Here is a 15317-nt window from a genome sequence, read left to right on the forward strand (position 1 = left end):
TGGAGCGCATGGGCGCGTGAACCGGGGGGCGTCTGTGCCGGGGCGGCTACGGGCGAGGGGCGAGCGCGACGCCGGTCGTCGCCGCATCGATCGGGCTGATGGCGCCGCCGCGCACAGTGACGACCGCGCGCCCATCGTGCGTCACGCGTGCCTCGCGCAGCGACGAGGGAAAGTCGACCTCGACCACGGAGCCGGTTCCCGCCAGCTGCACCTCGAGCCGGCCGTCGCCCGTGAGGAAGCGCGGGACGCGATCGGCGCTCGTGGGGGTGGTGACCGTCACCTGCACGTCGCGTCGATCGCTCACGTGCACGATCACCCGCGCGTCACGCTCGACGGCGCCACTCAGGAGCGAGACGGTCGCCACGCCATCGATGGGGAGGACCGAGACCGCGGCCGATGCCGACAGGCGCAACGCGGCGTCGGACGTGGGCGCGGGCGTGGCTGTGGCGGCCACCGCCGGAGCCGCCACGTCGCCTCGCAGGAGGCGCGTCCAGCGCGGGGCGGTCATGGCCGCCGCGCCACCGCCGACCAGCAGGCTGATGGCCGCCGCCCAGCGCATGGCGGTCACGGGCCGTGCACGGACCACGGCCGGCCGCGACGCCGTCGCCCCAACGAGCGACAGCGACCGGCCGGCCGTGCGCGGGAGCGCCGCCGGTCCTTGCCGCCACGACGCCGGTTCGCACGTGTCGACCAGCGCGGTCTCCACCGCCAACGCCCCCATCGCCTCGCGCAGGTCGCGCAAGGCGTGGCGACAGAGCCCGCACCCGTCCATGTGCGCGGCGACCTCGCCGCGCGCGCGGGCATCGAGTTCGTCGTCGGCGAAGGCGATCAGCGCCGCCTCGCTAGGATGTGGCATCGGAGGTCTCCTCGAGGTACGCCTTGTGGAAGCGCTTGAGCGCGCGGGCAATGAGGGTGGGGACGATTTCGACGCGCACGTCGATCACCTCGGCGATCTCGGCGTAGCGAAAGCCGGACTCGCGCAGCAGCAACGCCTCGCGATCGCGCGGGATCAGGCGGTCGAGCGCGAGGCGCACCGTGCGCACCGACTCGGCACGCTCGAACTCCTCTCGGGCGACTCGGCCTGCGCCTCGTCGGGCTGCGCCGCATGCCGTTCGCGGATCGCCGTGCGGCGCGACTGGTCGCGCACCAGGTTCGTGCAGACGCGAAAGAGCCACGAGCGCGGGTTGTCCACCGGGTGCGACTCACGCCACAGCCGCAGGAAGGCATCCTGCACCACGTCTTCCGCCAGGTGCACATCGCGCGTTAGGCGGTGCACGTAGCGAAGGAGGGCGAGCCGGTGCTCGGCGTAGATCGCTTCCCAGGCGGGGTGGCTTCCCATCGTGTCGTCGACCGGATGTTCCCTGTGGAAGGGCGGGCGGAGGCGTCGCCGTTCGGCGTATGCATCCCGGCCCCTGTACGACGTGTGACACGTGGGATGCTAGCACCCCCTGCCCCGCATCCCGAGGGGAGAGGGGCGAAGTGCTATACGCCCGGTGACGGCGCGTCCTATCGCTCGCCACGCCGCACCGAGGTCGGCGCGGCCTTCAACCGGATTCGAGGACCTTCCGCCATGCGAGTCGTTCATACGCTTCGTCCCGCCCCGCTGGGCCAGCATCGCCAGCCCCGCCGCCTCCAGCTGCTGCGCGCGCTCCCCCGTCTCCTGTCGGTCGCCGTCTTGTCGCTCGCCGCGGCCTGTGACGACTCCGACGGCCCGGAAAGCGTCGCCCGGATCCGCTTCCTCCACGGCTCGCCGGGTCGGGCCGCCGTCGACTTCCGCGCCGACGGGACGACGCGCGGTGCCGCCCAGACCTACGGCGCCAATTGGTCCACCAGCATCGTGCTGGACGCCGGGGCGCGCACCTTCACCGCCCGGCTCACCGGCGCTGCCGCCGACCTGGCGACGACGGCCAAGACGCTCACCAACAGTGGCGCCTATTCACTCGTGCTCGCCAAGCGCCCCACCACCGACACGCTGGTGGTCTTCGCCGACACGTCCGCAACTCCGGCGACCGACAAGGCCTACGTGCGCATCCTGAACGTCGCCCCGGTGGCCGGGAACGTCGACGTGTATGTGACGGCGGCCAACGCCGACCTGGCCACCACGGTGCCACAGGTGACCGCGGTGGAGTTCCTCAAGCCGTCGCGTTACGTCGAGGTCGCGTCGGGGGCGCAGCGCATCCGACTGACGACGGCCGGGACCAAGACCGTGGTCCTCGACCTCAACACGATCAACCTCCCCAGCCGCAGCGTGCGCAGCATTGCCGTGCTCGAGGCCAATGCCGGCGGGGCACCACTGCAGGCGGTGACGGCCCTGGAAAAGAACTGAGGTCCGGCACGACTGGGTCGTGCGTCGTCACGCGGACGAGGTGCCTGGGGGTGCCCGCTCGCGTGGCGGCGCCGGCCTAACGCTTGCGCAAGTTCAGGAAGACGTCGTACCCCCCTTCTTCGTCCCGCGACACCACGCCGAAGACCCCCGTCCACTTCGCCTCCCCATCCGCGAGGCGCAGCAGCTGCAACCCGGCGCTGGCCACGGCCGAGCGATCGCCGGCGCTCCACTTGGCCGCCACCAGTTGGGCGGTGTAGTGGCGCAGGATGGCATCGACCGTGGAACCGCGCCCGCGCAGTGTCGCGCGCAGCGACCATTCGGGGCCACCCCCGCCATACCCATTCCCCTCCGTCACGAACCCGTCGGGTGCCTCGAGCGCTGGAATGGGCAGATCGTCCACCGACGTGCCATAGCGCGCCTGCGCCGCGCACATCCCGCCCATCCCCGAGCGCATGTGATACACGGTCATCGTCACCGAACCGGGGGCGCGGGGGGCACTGCTCGTCATCACGCTCTGCTCACCGCGACACCACCCGTCAGGGGTGTCGTCGGAGAACCGGTGGTCGACGAAGCCCCGGGTCGGTCGCTGAGGTCGCGCAGACTCGGGAGGTCGCTTCCACCCCGCCTTTTCCAGGCGTTCCCGCAGCTGCCGTCGCGCCTCGTCCGAGCGGGCCGGCACCACGAGGACCGTGGTACTCTGCTGGTCGCCCTCGAAACCGCCCAGCACGCGCACATCGGGCGAGAGCACTTCGGCGGGAAGCGATGCCGGCGCCTTCCCCACCAGGAGCTCGGCGCCGGCCATGCGCGACTGCACTCCCAGCAACGCCAGCACCAGCTCACGGGGGATGGAATCCCGCGACTGCGCGCCGATCGCTGGTGCAGCGACCACCAGGAAGACGAACGTGAGGATCGCGCAGCGCGCGCGTGACACTATCCGGCAGCGGAGCTGTTGAGTCATCGGTGAAGGATCGGGCATGAAGAGGCGACGGTCACACAAGATCGAACCGCTCGGCGCAGCGCGCGAGACTGTGGCGTGCGCGCGACGCCACAACGACTCGCTCGGCCGACGAGCGCGGCCACGCATCAGTCAGCTTGCAGCGCGCTGCGCGATCTCCACATATGTGGTCGAGGGAGAAGCGCATGACCTCTCCCGCGCATCGCCACGCTTTCAACCGCTCGCCATGCCTCCGCGCAACACTGCCGCTCGACGTGGGAAACAGCCGGCGCTCTCGTCGGCGCCGCGCACCGACCCTGCACCGCCGCAGCGCTTCATGACGGTGATCGCGCAGGATCCGGCGGTCCGGTACAAGGGACAGATCGTCACCGCGCGCATCGCCGTCCCCGCCGAAGACCTGCGGGTGGGGCCGATGGGCTACCGGTTGCAGCTGGTGGACTACGATGCCAGCAGACGGCACTTCAACGGGCAGCACGAACTCCCCGCTCGCTACGAGGAGGAGCCCGAGGCGTGGCGGCGCGGCGACGCCGCCATCGTCGAGGACTACCGCTTCCATGCGCAAAACACGTACGCCCTCGTGATGCGCACGCTGTCGCGCTTCGAGTTCGCGCTGGGACGGCGCATCGGCTGGTCGTTCAGCACGCACCAGCTCAAGGTGGCCCCCCACGGGATGTACGACGCCAACGCGTTCTACTCGCCCGAGCACGAGGGACTCGTGTTCGGCTACTTCACCGGCGCGTCGGGCACCCCCGTCTACACCTGCCTCTCGCACGACATCGTCGTGCACGAAACGACGCACGCGCTGATCGACGCGCTGCGCCCGCGGTACATGGATCCCTCGACCCCCGACCAGGCGGCATTTCACGAGGGACTCGCCGACGTCGTCGCCCTCCTGTCGGTCTTCTCGCAGCCCGAGGTGGTCGTGCACCTCCTGCGCCCGCGCACGGGGAAGGAGGCGATCCTCATCAACCGCAAGGACGTGCTCCCCGCCGCCCTGCGGCAAAGCGCCCTCTTCGGCCTCGCCGACCAGATGGGGAGCGAGATCGAATCGATGCGCGGGAGCGCGCTGCGCCGGAGCGCGTCGATCGATCCCGACCCGGCGCTCAAGGACACGCCGGAGTTTCTCGAGTCGCATCGGCGCGGCGAGCTGTTCGTGGCGGCCATCATCGGTGGCTTCATCGACGCGTGGTCCGATCGCATCCTCTCGTCAGGCACCCCGAACCAACGGCACTTCCCCCTCGCCCGCGTGGCCGAGGAGGGGGCCAACATCGCCGACGCGCTGGTGACGATGTGGATCCGCGCGCTCGACTACATGCCGCCGGTGCACCTGCAGTTCGGCGACGCGCTGAGCGCCGCGCTCACCGCCGACCTGGAGGTGCGCCCCGACGACTCGCGCTACCAGTTGCGCGCACACATGCTCGCCCGCTTCGCAGCGTTTGGCTTCGCCCCCGCCTCTCGCCGCAAGGACCCCGTCGGCATCTGGGACGCGCCGCCCACCGGGCTGCGCTACGACCGGGTGCGCTTCGAGTCGATGAAGAGCGACAAGGACGAGGTCTTTCGCTTCATCTGGGACAACCGCACCGCCCTGGAGTTGCGCGACGGCGCCTATACCGAGGTCCTCTCGGTGCGCCCCACGGTGCGCGTCGGCATCGACGGCTTTGTCGTGCGCGAGACGGTGGCCGAGTACTACCAGGTGGCGCGCCTTACCCCTCAGGAACTGACCGACGTCGGCGTCAAGGCCCCCGCCGCCTATCTCCGGCGCCTGGCCGAGCTCGAACGGGAGGCGCGCGCGAAGCGCGAGGCGGCCGCCAAGGGGAAGGCGCCACCTTCGGATGACGGTGCGCCGGACGGATACGACGCCGCCCTCGACGAAGCCGACGAGGGAATCGTCACCCCGCTCTACGGCGGCGGCATCCTCATCTTCAACGAGTACGGCCAGGTGAAGTACTGGGTGCATAACGACGTCTTCGGGAGTGGCCAGCGCCCGCGCCTGCAGTACCTGTGGGACGAGGGGCTCATCCTCGCCGGCCGAGAGGGCGCACGCCTGCGCGCCTCGCGGCTGTCCACACTCCACCGGCTGCGCGCCATTGGCGCGCGCCGTGCCTTTGCCGAGGGGTGGTGAGCCATGCCTAACCAGCCCATCAAGGTCGAGATCCGGTCCTACCAGGTCGGCTTCGGCGACTGCTTCCTGCTCTCCTTCATCTACTCGGCGCGCATGCAGCGCCACGTCCTCATCGATTTCGGGACCACCGAGCTCCCGTCGAAGGGGACCAAGTCACCCAAACCGTCGACGTACATGCCGATGGTGGCCGCCGACATCCAGCGGGTCTGCGGCGGCGACAAGGGACGGCTCACCGCCGTCGTGGCCACGCACCGGCACGCCGACCACATCTCGGGATTCGGAACCGACGGCCGCACCGGCGAGTCGGGGAGCATCATCAAGGCGCTGCGCCCCAAACTGGTGCTGCAGCCGTGGACCGAGGACCCCGACGCGGCCAAGGACGCCACCAAGGCCACGCGCGTCTCCAATCGCAGCCGCAAGGGTTTTGTCGCTGGCCTCGCGTCGATGCACGAGGTGGCCCGGCAGGTCGCGGCACTCGCGGCCACCAATCCACCGTGGATGAGCGCCGCGGTCCGGAAGGAGCTCGCCTTCATCGGTCAGGACAACATCGCCAACCTCTCGGCGATCGAGAATCTCATCGCCATGGGAGAGGCCCGCGGCGCCAGGAGCCGCTACCTCAACTACGGCGACTCGTCGGGGCTCGACGCCCTGCTCCCTGGCGTCTCGGTGCGCGTGCTCGGCCCTCCGGACCTCACGCAGACGGAGAAGATTCGCAAGCAGCGCGACCGCGACCCCGATCAGTTCTGGCACCTGCTGGCCGGTACACAACACGGCGCAACAGGTCGCGGGCTGGCGCTCGGGCTCAAGGGGCGCACGCGAGCTCCCGAGGAGAGACTCCCGATCGAGGGACGCTGGTTCCGCGATCGCCTCGAGAAGATGCGCGGGCAGCAACTGCTGGAAATCGTGCGCTCGCTCGACTCGCAGATGAACAACACGAGCGTCATCCTCCTCTTCGAGGTCTTCGGCAAGAAGCTCCTCTTCCCTGGCGACGCGCAGCTCGAGAACTGGAGCTATGCCCTCGAGGACGCCCCCGATGCCGCCGAGGTGCGCGACCTGCTGGCCGACGTGGATGTGTACAAGGTGGGCCATCACGGATCACTCAACGCCACGCCGCGCACGCTGCTCTGGGAGCGCTTCAAGAAGCGAAAGGGGCGCCAGTTACAGACTCTCCTCTCTACCCTCCCGGGCAAACACGGGCACACCGCCAGTAATACCGAGGTCCCGCGCCGCACGCTGCTGGAACGACTGGAGACGGAGAGCCATCTCCTCAACACCAACGACCTGTCTTTCGGGGCAACGCCGGAGCTGTGCAACCTGCTCACGCTGACGCCGTGAACCAGCGGGGGACGACCCTGGCCCGCTGACTGGAGGGTCGTCTCCCCCATGGGCGACGTCGCGCTCGAGAACGACGTCGCAACCGCGGGCCGCCCGGCGTCCAAGAAGGGGCGTGACCGCTGGCGTTCCGTCGCGCATCATTCCCTCATGACCAACTTCCTCCCTCCTGCGAGCCGCCGCTTCGTGCGCCGGCTCGCCGCGGCGGTCGCCGCCGCCACGCTCGCCTGCTCACCCTCGGGCGAGAAGGACGCAGCCCCCGCCGAATCGACAGGTGCCGCGACCGTTCCCGCCGAAGCGGTCGCAGCCATCGACACCGCCACGCTGATGCAGCATGTGCGCGTCCTCTCTGCCGACTCGCTGCTGGGCCGCCTCCCCGGTTCCCTCGGCGAGGACAAGACCATCGCCTACCTCGAAGGGGAGTTCAAGGCGATAGGGCTCGCCCCCGGCAATCCCGACGGGAGCTACATCCAGAAGGTCCCGCTGGTAGGGATCACCGTGGACGGGGCGCCATCGCTCACCTTTGCCAAGGGGGCCGCGACGACCACGCTCAAGTGGCGTGACGATTTCGTGGCCTGGACCAAGCACGTCGATGCCACGGCGTCGCTCGCCAACTCCGAACTCGTCTTCGTCGGCTACGGCACCGAGGCTCCCGAGTTCAACTGGGACGACTACAAGGGGCTGGACGTCGCCGGCAAGACGCTGGTGATGCTGGTGAACGATCCGCCGCTCCCCGACACGTCGCAGTTTGGGGGGCCGCGCATGACGTACTACGGGCGCTGGACCTACAAGTACGAGCAGGGACAGAAGCACAAGGCGGCCGGCGTCCTCCTCGTGCACGAGACCGAGGCCGCGGGCTATCCGTTCACCGTGGTGCAGGGGAAGACGTCGGAGCAGTTCGACCTCGTGACCCCCGACAAGAACATGTCGCGCGCCGCCGTGGAGGGGTGGATCACCCTCGACCAGGCCAAGGCGCTCCTGAAGATGGCCGGGCAGGACTTCGACGCGCTCAAGGCCAGCGCCGCGACGCGCGACTTCAAGCCGGTGCCGTTAGGCGTCACCGCGAGCATCACGCTGCGTAACAAGCTCCGCACCGTCGATTCGCGCAACGTGGTGGCGAAGCTCGAGGGGAGCGATCCGGCGCTCAAGGACCAGGTCGTGGTGTACTCGGCGCACTGGGATCACTTCGGCGTCGGGACGCCGGTCAAGGGCGACTCGATCTACAACGGCGCGCTCGACAACGCGACCGGGACCGCCGGGCTCCTGGCCATGGCCAAGGCGTACAAGGCGATGCCCGTCGCCCCCAAGCGGTCGATCGTCTTCCTCGCCGTCACCGCCGAGGAGCAGGGGCTGCTGGGGGCGCAGTACTACTCGGTCACCCCGCTCTATCCGCTCAGCAAGACGGTCGCCAATATCAACATGGACGGGCTCAACACCTGGGGGCCGACCAAGGACCTGGTGGTCATCGGGCTCGGAGCCTCGGAGCTGGATGATTACGCCAGCGCCGCAGCCGCCGAGAAGGGGCGCGTCCTCAAGCCGGACGCCGAGCCGCAGAAGGGGTACTATTACCGCTCCGACCACTTCAATTTCGCCAAGCAGGGTGTCCCCGCGTTTTACGCCGAGGGCGGGATGGACTACATCGGCAAGCCGGCCGACTTCGGGCGGCAGAAGCGCGACGAGTACACGGCCAACGACTATCACGCCCCCCAGGACGAGATCAAGCCAGGGTGGGACCTGAGCGGTGGGGTGGAAGACCTGCGCCTCTACCTCACGATCGGTTATCGCGTGGCCGAAGCGGCGAAGATGCCGGAGTGGCGCGCGGGGAACGAGTTCAAGGCCACGCGCGACAAGTCGCTCGGTCGAGCGCCCTGACGCATTTGGACGTATCCACATTGCAGTTCGCCGGTCATCCGTAGGTTTCCTGCTAGGTCTCTCGCTGGTCGACACCTCTTCCACGTGGTCATGAAAACCAAGCTCACCGTCAACGGAAAGACGCATGAGGTTGATGCCGATCCGGATACGCCGCTCCTCTGGGTGCTGCGTGACCACCTCGGCCTCACCGGGACCAAGTACGGGTGCGGGATCGCGCGCTGCGGCGCCTGCACCGTGCATGTCGACGGGCGCGCCGTGCGCAGCTGCCGTCAGGAGTTGCAGGCCGTGGGCGCGGCGAAGGTCGTGACCATCGAGGAGCTCGAGCACGAGGCTCGCGGCAAGGCGTTGCAGGACGCGTGGATCGAGTTCGGCGTCCCGCAGTGCGGCTACTGCCAGAGCGGCTTCCTGATGGCGGCGACGACGCTGCTCGCGCGCACGCCCAATCCCACGGACGCCGAGATCGACACCGCCATCTCCAACCTCTGCCGCTGCGGGACGTATCCGCGCATGCGCGCAGCGATCCATGCGGCCGCTCGCCGCCTCACCACCTCGGAGGCGCCATGAGCACGACGATTCGGACTCCCATGGATGCGGCCGTGACGGCATCGACGGCGGCCGACGCGGCCAGCCCGATCGATCCGGCGCCGGCGCCTAACGGGGCGTCGCAGGTCTCGCGTCGATCGTTCCTCAAGACGGGGGGGACGGCGCTCGTCCTCGGCTTCGTGGTGCCGCGCCTGGCGCGCGCGCAGGACGCCGCCGCGGCCGCCCACGGCATCATGACCCCCGAGGCGGCGAGTGCCGCCGGGATCCAGCTCAACGCCTTTGTGTCGATCGATACGGCGGGGAAGGTCACGCTGGTCACGCACCGCGCCGAGATGGGACAGGGGGCGTACTCGGTCGTGCCGCAGATCCTGGCCGAGGAGCTCGAGGTCGATCTTGCCGCCATCGCCATCGTGGTGGCGGAGGGCGACCCGGCGAAGTACGGGAGCCAGCTCACCGGCGGGAGCTCGACGGTGCGTGGCGGGATCACGCAGCTGCTCAAGACCGGCGCCACCGCGCGCGACATGCTGGTGCGCGCCGCGGCGGCCAGGTGGGGCGTGCCAGCCGACAGTTGCAAGGCCCGGATGGGGCAGGTGACGCACGCCGCCAGCGGTCGCACGCTGGGCTATGGCGCCCTCGTCGAGGATGCCGCCAAGCTCACGCCCAACAAGGACGTCGCGCTCAAGGAGCGGAAGGACTGGACGCTCATCGGCAAGCCGGTGCCGCGCCAGGACACGCCGCTCAAGGTCAACGGGTCGGCCAAGTTCGGCATCGACGTGCGCCTGCCGGGCATGTTGTACGCCGTGGTCGAACGCTCGCCCCGCTTCGTGGGCAAGGTGAAGAGCTTCGACGCCTCCAAGGCGTTGTTGGTACCGGGGGTGAAGCACGTGGTCAAGACGGAGCGCGACATCTTCGGGAACATGCGCGAAGGGGTCGCCGTCGTCGCCACGAGCACGTGGGCCGCCATCAAGGGGCGCCGCGCCCTCATCGTCGAGTGGGACGACACCGGCATTCCCGACGTGAGCAGCGCCTCGCTCGCGGCGGCCCTGAAGTCGTCACTCGCCGGCAAGCCACTCGGCTTCAAGTCCAAGGGAGACGTGGCGGCGGCGTTAGGCGCCACGCCGGCCGTCGACGTGACGTATGAAACGCCGTATCAGGCGCACGCCTGCATGGAGCCCATCAACTGCACGGCGCACGTGACCGACACCTCGGCCGAGATCTGGGGGCCGGTGCAGGCGCCGGACTGGAACCGCGGGCACCTGGCCGGGGCGCTCAAGCTCCCCATGGAGCAGGTGAAGGTGAACATGACCTTCCTGGGCGGCGGCTTCGGGCGCAAGGCTTTCACCGACTTCCCGCTCGAGGCGGCCCTCGTCTCCAAGGCGGTGAAGGCGCCGGTGCAGGTGGTGTGGACGCGCGAGGACGACCTGAGCGTCGGGCCGTTCCGGCCTGGGGCGATGTACCACGTGCGCGGCGCGCTCAAGGATGGGAAGATCTCCGCGATCGAGATGACGATGGCGGCGCAGAACCTGATGGCGCAGGAGCCCGGCGATACGCCCAAGAAGCCTAACGACAACGTGACCGAAGGGCTCCCGGAGACCTACCTCGAGACGATCCCGAACTACCAGTTCGGCGACATCCCGTTGCAGGCGCCGGTCCCGGTGATGTGGTGGCGGTCGGTGTATTCGTCGACCAACGGCTTCGCCTACGAGAGCTTCCTGGACGAGATGGCGCGGGCCGCGAAGATGGACCCGATCGCCTTCCGCCGGCAGCACTTCGACTCGCCGCGTCTGCACGCCCTGGCCGACAAGCTGGAGGCGGTGAGCGGGTGGAAGCAGCGCAAGGCGGGCGAGGGCTACGGGATGTCGCTCACCTACTGCTTCAGCTCGTGGGCGGCCCATGTGGTGAAGGTGTCGAAGGCCAAGGCCGGCGGCATCACCATCGACAAGGTGTGGACGGTGATGGACTGCGGCGTGGCGGTCAACCCCGACGTCATCCGCCAGCAGGTGGAGGGGAGCATCGTCATGGCGTTAGGCGCGGCGACCACGCACGAAGTCACCTTCGCCAAGGGGAGCGCCGTCGAGAAGAACTTCGACAAGTACCCGCTCCCGCGCCTGCGCGACATCCCGCCCATCGAGGTCCACATCATGGACAACGGCGAGGCGGCGGGCGGTGCGGGCGAGCCGGCGCTCCCCGGCTTCACCCCGGCGCTCACCAACGCCATCTTCGACCTGACGGGGACGCGCGTGCGCAAGCTGCCGTTTGATCTCAAGAAGGTGTAGCGCATTCGCTGGGCCTGACGAAGATCGATCCAGAAACACAAACCGGGGGGCGGCGCATCGCGCTGCCCCCCGGTTCGCTCGTGGCAAGACCGCCTAACGCCGCACGGTGTATCGACGGAAGGCGAAGCCGACGCGCTTGGCCGCCGCATGCTGGATGGGTACGGCAACGCCGAGACTCCCGTCCGCGAGGAAGCTCATGCCGAGGTATTCTCCTGCGGCGCTGCGTGACGTCGCGGTGTCCGGCGGCATGCCGGCCTGGAAGGCCTCGGGTTGGAATGTCGGCGCACGCGCCACGCGCGGTGCGCCCTCGCCAGCGGTCTCGATGTACGCCACCGAGGCGACCGTCGCGTTGCCGGTGCCTGTGATCCAACTCGCGGCCAACTGGCCGTCGCCACGGGCAATGAGGTACGGGAAGTAGGTGACGGCGGAGTCGTGGGCGACCTCCCATGTGCTCCACGTGGCCCCTTGGTCGCGCGAGCGGGCGAGCCAGACCCGGTTCTCGTGTCCCCACAGGCTGAACAGGGCACCGGTCGAGTCCCACGCGATCGGCTCCACCCAACGCGGTTGCGGTGCCTCGCTCCACGTGGGCGGTTTCACCGTCGTGTCGCGCATCGCGCGCCACACGCGCGTGCCGGGCGCGTTGTGCTTCACCCACGTCTCACCACCGTCGGTGGAGACGAACAGCCAGTCTTCCCCGGCATTGAACGAGTTGCCGGATACGGAGATGGGCACCACGCGCACTGCCACTTCGCCCTTCGGACCCACCGCGAGGTGGCTCGACCCGCCCATGGGGTGGATGCGGGACATCTCGGTCCACGTGCGCCCCCCGTCGGTGCTCCGAACGTGCGAAACCCCCGCCCCATCGTTCCAGATCGCGTGGGCGGCGTTCCCGGGCGACACGTCGATCCACGGACGATCGTCCAGGCGGGTGTCCGACAGCTGCCGCCACTGCCAGGAGCTCCCACCATCGCGACTGGTAGCGAGGTCGATGCGCGTCCCCTCGAGCCTCTGGCGATCGAAGCTCATGTTGAGGAAGTAGAGCGTGCTGTCCGGGCCGACCGCCAGCTCGACGTCCGAATTGCCGACGGCTCCGTCGTCCCGAACGCCCACGTTCACGCTCGCCCAGGTGCGTCCGTTGTCCTGAGAGCGCCACAAATGGGGCACGGTATCGCCGTAGCCGGCCACGAAGATCGTCCCGGCGGGATGCTGGACGACCATCGGCTCACGCCCGAGTCGGTCGATGAACTCGCTGGAGTCGGCGAGCGTCAGCGTCAGCGCGGCGGGCGCCCGATCACCCTGCGGTGCGCAGGCCAACACCATCGTCAGGAGCAGCAAGGAGCAGCGGCGCACGAATCCCTCCGGGTCGGGTGCCCCCATCTTGTTCGTCCGAGGCCGTCCTGTCGATCCCGGCGTGAGCGATCGACCCGGGAGCCCGGCCCGGCAACGCAGCTGGAGCACGCCCTCCGCTACTCCCAGTATTCACCGTCACGCGGCGCCGTGGGGGCGCCGCGCGCCATCTCGCCGGCCCGCAGTTGCACCCGACGGATCTTCCCCGAGATCGTCTTGGGCAGTTCGGCGAATTCGAGACGCCTGACGCGCGCGTACGGTGCCAGGCGCTCGCGCAGGAAGCCGAAGATCGCCCGTGCCGTCTCCTCCGACGCCTCGACCCCCGGCTTGAGCGCGATGAACGCCTTGGGGACCGACAGCCGGATGGGATCAGGGCTCGGCACCACCGCCGCCTCGGCCACCGCCTCGTGCTCGATGAGCGCACTCTCGAGCTCGAAGGGCGAGATGCGATAGTCCGAGCTCTTGAAGACGTCGTCGTCGCGCCCGATGTACCAGAAGTAGCCGTCGGCGTCGCGATGGGCCACGTCCGACGTGGGATAGTGCGCCCCGCCCAGCAGCTGCGCCGTACGCTCGGGGGTGTCGAGGTAGCCCGCCATGAGGCCTAACGGGGCGGGGTCGAGCGCGATGCTGATTTCGCCGTCGTCGCCGATGTGCCGGTCGTGGTCGATGAGGGCGATGCGATAGCCAGGCATCGGCCGCCCCATCGAGCCGAGCTTGACCGGCTGCCCGGGGGAGTTCCCCACCTGGCACGTCGTCTCCGTCTGCCCGTAGCCGTCGCGGATGGTGAGCCCCCACGCGGCCCGCACCTGCTCGATGACCTCGGGGTTGAGCGGTTCGCCGGCGCTGATCACCTCGCGCAGCGCGACCTTGTAGCTGGCGAGCGGTTCGAGGATGCACAGGCGCCAGACCGTCGGCGGCGCGCACAGCGTCGTCACACCGCAGCGCACCAGCACGTCGAGCGTCTTCTTCGCATCGAAGCGCGCCTGGTTGTAGAGAAAGACGGTGGCGCCGGCGTTCCACGGGGCAAAGACGCAGCTCCACGCGTGCTTGGCCCACCCAGGCGAGGAGATGTTGAAGTGCACATCGCCCGCGCGCAGCCCGATCCAGTACATCGTCGACAGGTGCCCCACCGGGTAACTCTGGTGGGTGTGCAGCACCATCTTGGGCTTGGCCGTCGTCCCCGAGGTGAAGTACAGCAGGAGCGGGTCCGTGGCGGCTGTCGGGCCGTCCGCCGTGAAGTCCGGCGCGTCCGTGTCGGCGTCGGCGTACGGCGTCCAGCCCTCGACCGAGCCGCCGCAGACGACGCGCGAGTACTCCCCGGTGAATGTGGCAAACTTCGCCGTGCCTGCGGGGTCGGTGATCACGTGGCGCACCCCACCACGTTCGAAACGGTCCTCGATGTCACCGTGGGCAAGGAGCGTGGTCGCCGGGCTCAGCACCGCGCCCAGCTTCATCGTCGCCAGGGTGATCTCCCACAGCGGCACGACGTTGGGGAGCATCATCAGCACGCGATCGCCCCGCCTCACCCCCAGCCCCCGCAGGAAGTTGGCGACCCGGTTGGAGCGCACGCGCATCTCCTCGAACGTCACCTTCCACTCGGCGCCGTGCTCGTCGACGATCCAGAGCGCCGGGCGATCGTTGCCGCGTGCCATGTCGTCGAAATAGTCGAGTGCCCAGTTGAATTCGTCGAGGGCAGGCCACCGAAAGCCGTTGTATGCCTCCTCGTAGTCGGTGCGATGCGCGAGGAGGAAGTCGCGCGCCTCGAGGAAGCGGCTCGCTGCACTCATGGTTGTGGCTCGCTGGTCAGGGGCACCGGTCGCTGGAGACCGGCTGGGCGCGACAACGATGCCCCCCGTGCCGTACCCGTCGCTAGGGCTACGGTTCGTCCCATTCGCCCGCGGTGAAACCCGCGCCGGCTCCACCGCGGTAGGGAGAGCCTCACGTTCCGTCGCGTCTCCCCGACATCGGGGGCCGGACGTGGCTGCCTTCCACCCTCGCCGGCCGACACCCCCTCATGTTCGCCAGCCTAACGCAGGACCTGCGCTACGCCCTGCGCATGTTGCGCAAGAGCCCCGTCTTCACCGTCGTGGCGGTCGCCGTGATCGCCATCGGCACCGGGGCCGTGACCACGATCTTCAGCGCCCGTCGTCCTGGGCGGCGCCGCGCCCGCAACTCGTGACGGCGGGGTGGCAACGGCTCGCTCGGCGTCGTACCCGTATTACCTGGCGCTGCGCGATGGCGCCCGCACGATGACGGGCGTGGCGGCCTGGGGGATGTTGTCACTGACCCTGAGCACCGGCGGCGAGGGGGTGAGCACCCTCGGCAACATCGTCAGCGGCAACTACTTCTCGGTGCTCGGCGTGCGGCCGGCGTTGGGCCGCTTCTTTGCCGAGGATGAGGACCGCACGCCGCTAACGCACCCCGTGGTGGTGATCGCGCACGCCCTGTGGCGCGACCGCTTCGCGGGCGATTCCGCGATCCTCGGACGGACCATTCGCATCAACGGCACCCGCTCACGGTGATCGGTGTGGCCCCACCCGGCTT

General features: G+C 69.3%; 14 protein-coding genes. 8 read left to right on the plus strand and 6 right to left on the minus strand.

The annotated features are described in order from the left end of the window. Window positions 1-46: 46 nt before the first annotated feature. Genes IPN47_27290 through IPN47_27300 form a run of 3 tightly spaced genes read right to left on the minus strand, consistent with a single transcriptional unit; the run spans window position 47 to window position 1339 of the window. Entirely contained in the window at window positions 47-856 is an 810-nt protein-coding gene (locus tag IPN47_27290; GenBank protein ID MBK9411687.1) for a hypothetical protein, read from the minus strand. Beyond that, entirely contained in the window at window positions 843-1034 is a 192-nt protein-coding gene (locus IPN47_27295; protein ID MBK9411688.1) for a hypothetical protein, read from the minus strand. Before IPN47_27295 ends, IPN47_27290 begins: the two co-directional genes overlap by 14 nt. Continuing rightward, a complete protein-coding gene (locus IPN47_27300) occupies window positions 1010-1339 on the minus strand; it encodes a hypothetical protein (protein ID MBK9411689.1) in 330 nt (109 codons plus the stop codon). Before IPN47_27300 ends, IPN47_27295 begins: the two co-directional genes overlap by 25 nt. Before the next feature lie 231 nt (window positions 1340-1570). Between IPN47_27300 and IPN47_27305 the strand changes: the two genes are divergently transcribed. Beyond that, window positions 1571-2326 (plus strand): DUF4397 domain-containing protein, encoded by a 756-nt coding sequence (locus tag IPN47_27305; protein MBK9411690.1) that lies wholly within the window; start codon window positions 1571-1573, stop codon window positions 2324-2326. Window positions 2327-2402: 76 nt separating this feature from the next. Here IPN47_27305 and IPN47_27310 read toward each other — a convergent pair whose 3' ends face one another. Next, window positions 2403-3257 carry a hypothetical protein gene (locus tag IPN47_27310; protein MBK9411691.1) on the minus strand — a complete coding sequence of 285 codons (855 nt, stop codon included), beginning with the start codon at window positions 3255-3257 and terminating at the stop codon, window positions 2403-2405. A 250-nt stretch (window positions 3258-3507) separates the two neighbouring features. Between IPN47_27310 and IPN47_27315 the strand changes: the two genes are divergently transcribed. From IPN47_27315 to IPN47_27335, 5 genes are all read left to right on the plus strand, one after another. Further along, a complete protein-coding gene (locus IPN47_27315) occupies window positions 3508-5403 on the plus strand; it encodes a hypothetical protein (GenBank protein MBK9411692.1) in 1896 nt (631 codons plus the stop codon). A 3-nt stretch (window positions 5404-5406) separates the two neighbouring features. Beyond that, window positions 5407-6738 carry a hypothetical protein gene (locus IPN47_27320; protein ID MBK9411693.1) on the plus strand — a complete coding sequence of 444 codons (1332 nt, stop codon included), beginning with the start codon at window positions 5407-5409 and terminating at the stop codon, window positions 6736-6738. A 147-nt stretch (window positions 6739-6885) separates the two neighbouring features. Continuing rightward, window positions 6886-8607, plus strand: coding sequence for a M28 family peptidase (locus IPN47_27325; protein ID MBK9411694.1), 1722 nt, complete (start codon window positions 6886-6888; stop codon window positions 8605-8607). A gap of 90 nt (window positions 8608-8697) precedes the next feature. Further along, window positions 8698-9171, plus strand: coding sequence for a (2Fe-2S)-binding protein (locus IPN47_27330; GenBank protein MBK9411695.1), 474 nt, complete (start codon window positions 8698-8700; stop codon window positions 9169-9171). Between the two features lie 20 nt (window positions 9172-9191). Then, window positions 9192-11426: a xanthine dehydrogenase family protein molybdopterin-binding subunit gene (locus IPN47_27335; protein ID MBK9411696.1), complete on the plus strand. Its 2235-nt coding sequence runs from the start codon at window positions 9192-9194 to the stop codon at window positions 11424-11426. Window positions 11427-11519: 93 nt separating this feature from the next. On the opposite strand, the gene IPN47_27340 is transcribed toward IPN47_27335, so the two are convergent. Both IPN47_27340 and IPN47_27345 read right to left on the minus strand, forming a co-directional pair. Beyond that, a complete protein-coding gene (locus IPN47_27340; protein ID MBK9411697.1) occupies window positions 11520-12803 on the minus strand; it encodes an exo-alpha-sialidase in 1284 nt (427 codons plus the stop codon). Window positions 12804-12892: 89 nt separating this feature from the next. Continuing rightward, on the minus strand, window positions 12893-14560 hold the full coding sequence (locus tag IPN47_27345) for an AMP-binding protein (protein ID MBK9411698.1): 1668 nt from the start codon (window positions 14558-14560) through the stop codon (window positions 12893-12895). A 227-nt stretch (window positions 14561-14787) separates the two neighbouring features. Between IPN47_27345 and IPN47_27350 the strand changes: the two genes are divergently transcribed. Together IPN47_27350 and IPN47_27355 are read left to right on the plus strand one after the other, a co-directional pair. Next, window positions 14788-14952 carry a hypothetical protein gene (locus IPN47_27350; GenBank protein ID MBK9411699.1) on the plus strand — a complete coding sequence of 55 codons (165 nt, stop codon included), beginning with the start codon at window positions 14788-14790 and terminating at the stop codon, window positions 14950-14952. Window positions 14953-14959: 7 nt separating this feature from the next. Continuing rightward, window positions 14960-15295, plus strand: a complete 336-nt coding sequence (locus IPN47_27355) for an ABC transporter permease (protein MBK9411700.1) — start codon at window positions 14960-14962, stop codon at window positions 15293-15295. The last annotated feature ends 22 nt before the right edge of the window (window positions 15296-15317 follow it).

This window comes from Gemmatimonadota bacterium (assembly GCA_016719105.1).
Lineage (GTDB): Bacteria > Gemmatimonadota > Gemmatimonadetes > Gemmatimonadales > Gemmatimonadaceae > SCN-70-22.

Coding starts and splice junctions, on each gene's coding strand:
- IPN47_27340 (MBK9411697.1), bottom strand. CDS start 12,803: ATGGGGGCACCCGACCCGGAGGGATTCGTGCGCCGCTGCTCCTTGCTG.
- IPN47_27315 (MBK9411692.1), top strand. CDS start 3,508: ATGCCTCCGCGCAACACTGCCGCTCGACGTGGGAAACAGCCGGCGCTC.
- IPN47_27350 (MBK9411699.1), top strand. CDS start 14,788: ATGTTCGCCAGCCTAACGCAGGACCTGCGCTACGCCCTGCGCATGTTG.
- IPN47_27290 (MBK9411687.1), bottom strand. CDS start 856: ATGCCACATCCTAGCGAGGCGGCGCTGATCGCCTTCGCCGACGACGAA.
- IPN47_27330 (MBK9411695.1), top strand. CDS start 8,698: ATGAAAACCAAGCTCACCGTCAACGGAAAGACGCATGAGGTTGATGCC.
- IPN47_27325 (MBK9411694.1), top strand. CDS start 6,886: ATGACCAACTTCCTCCCTCCTGCGAGCCGCCGCTTCGTGCGCCGGCTC.
- IPN47_27300 (MBK9411689.1), bottom strand. CDS start 1,339: ATGGGAAGCCACCCCGCCTGGGAAGCGATCTACGCCGAGCACCGGCTC.
- IPN47_27305 (MBK9411690.1), top strand. CDS start 1,571: ATGCGAGTCGTTCATACGCTTCGTCCCGCCCCGCTGGGCCAGCATCGC.
- IPN47_27345 (MBK9411698.1), bottom strand. CDS start 14,560: ATGAGTGCAGCGAGCCGCTTCCTCGAGGCGCGCGACTTCCTCCTCGCG.
- IPN47_27320 (MBK9411693.1), top strand. CDS start 5,407: ATGCCTAACCAGCCCATCAAGGTCGAGATCCGGTCCTACCAGGTCGGC.
- IPN47_27335 (MBK9411696.1), top strand. CDS start 9,192: ATGGATGCGGCCGTGACGGCATCGACGGCGGCCGACGCGGCCAGCCCG.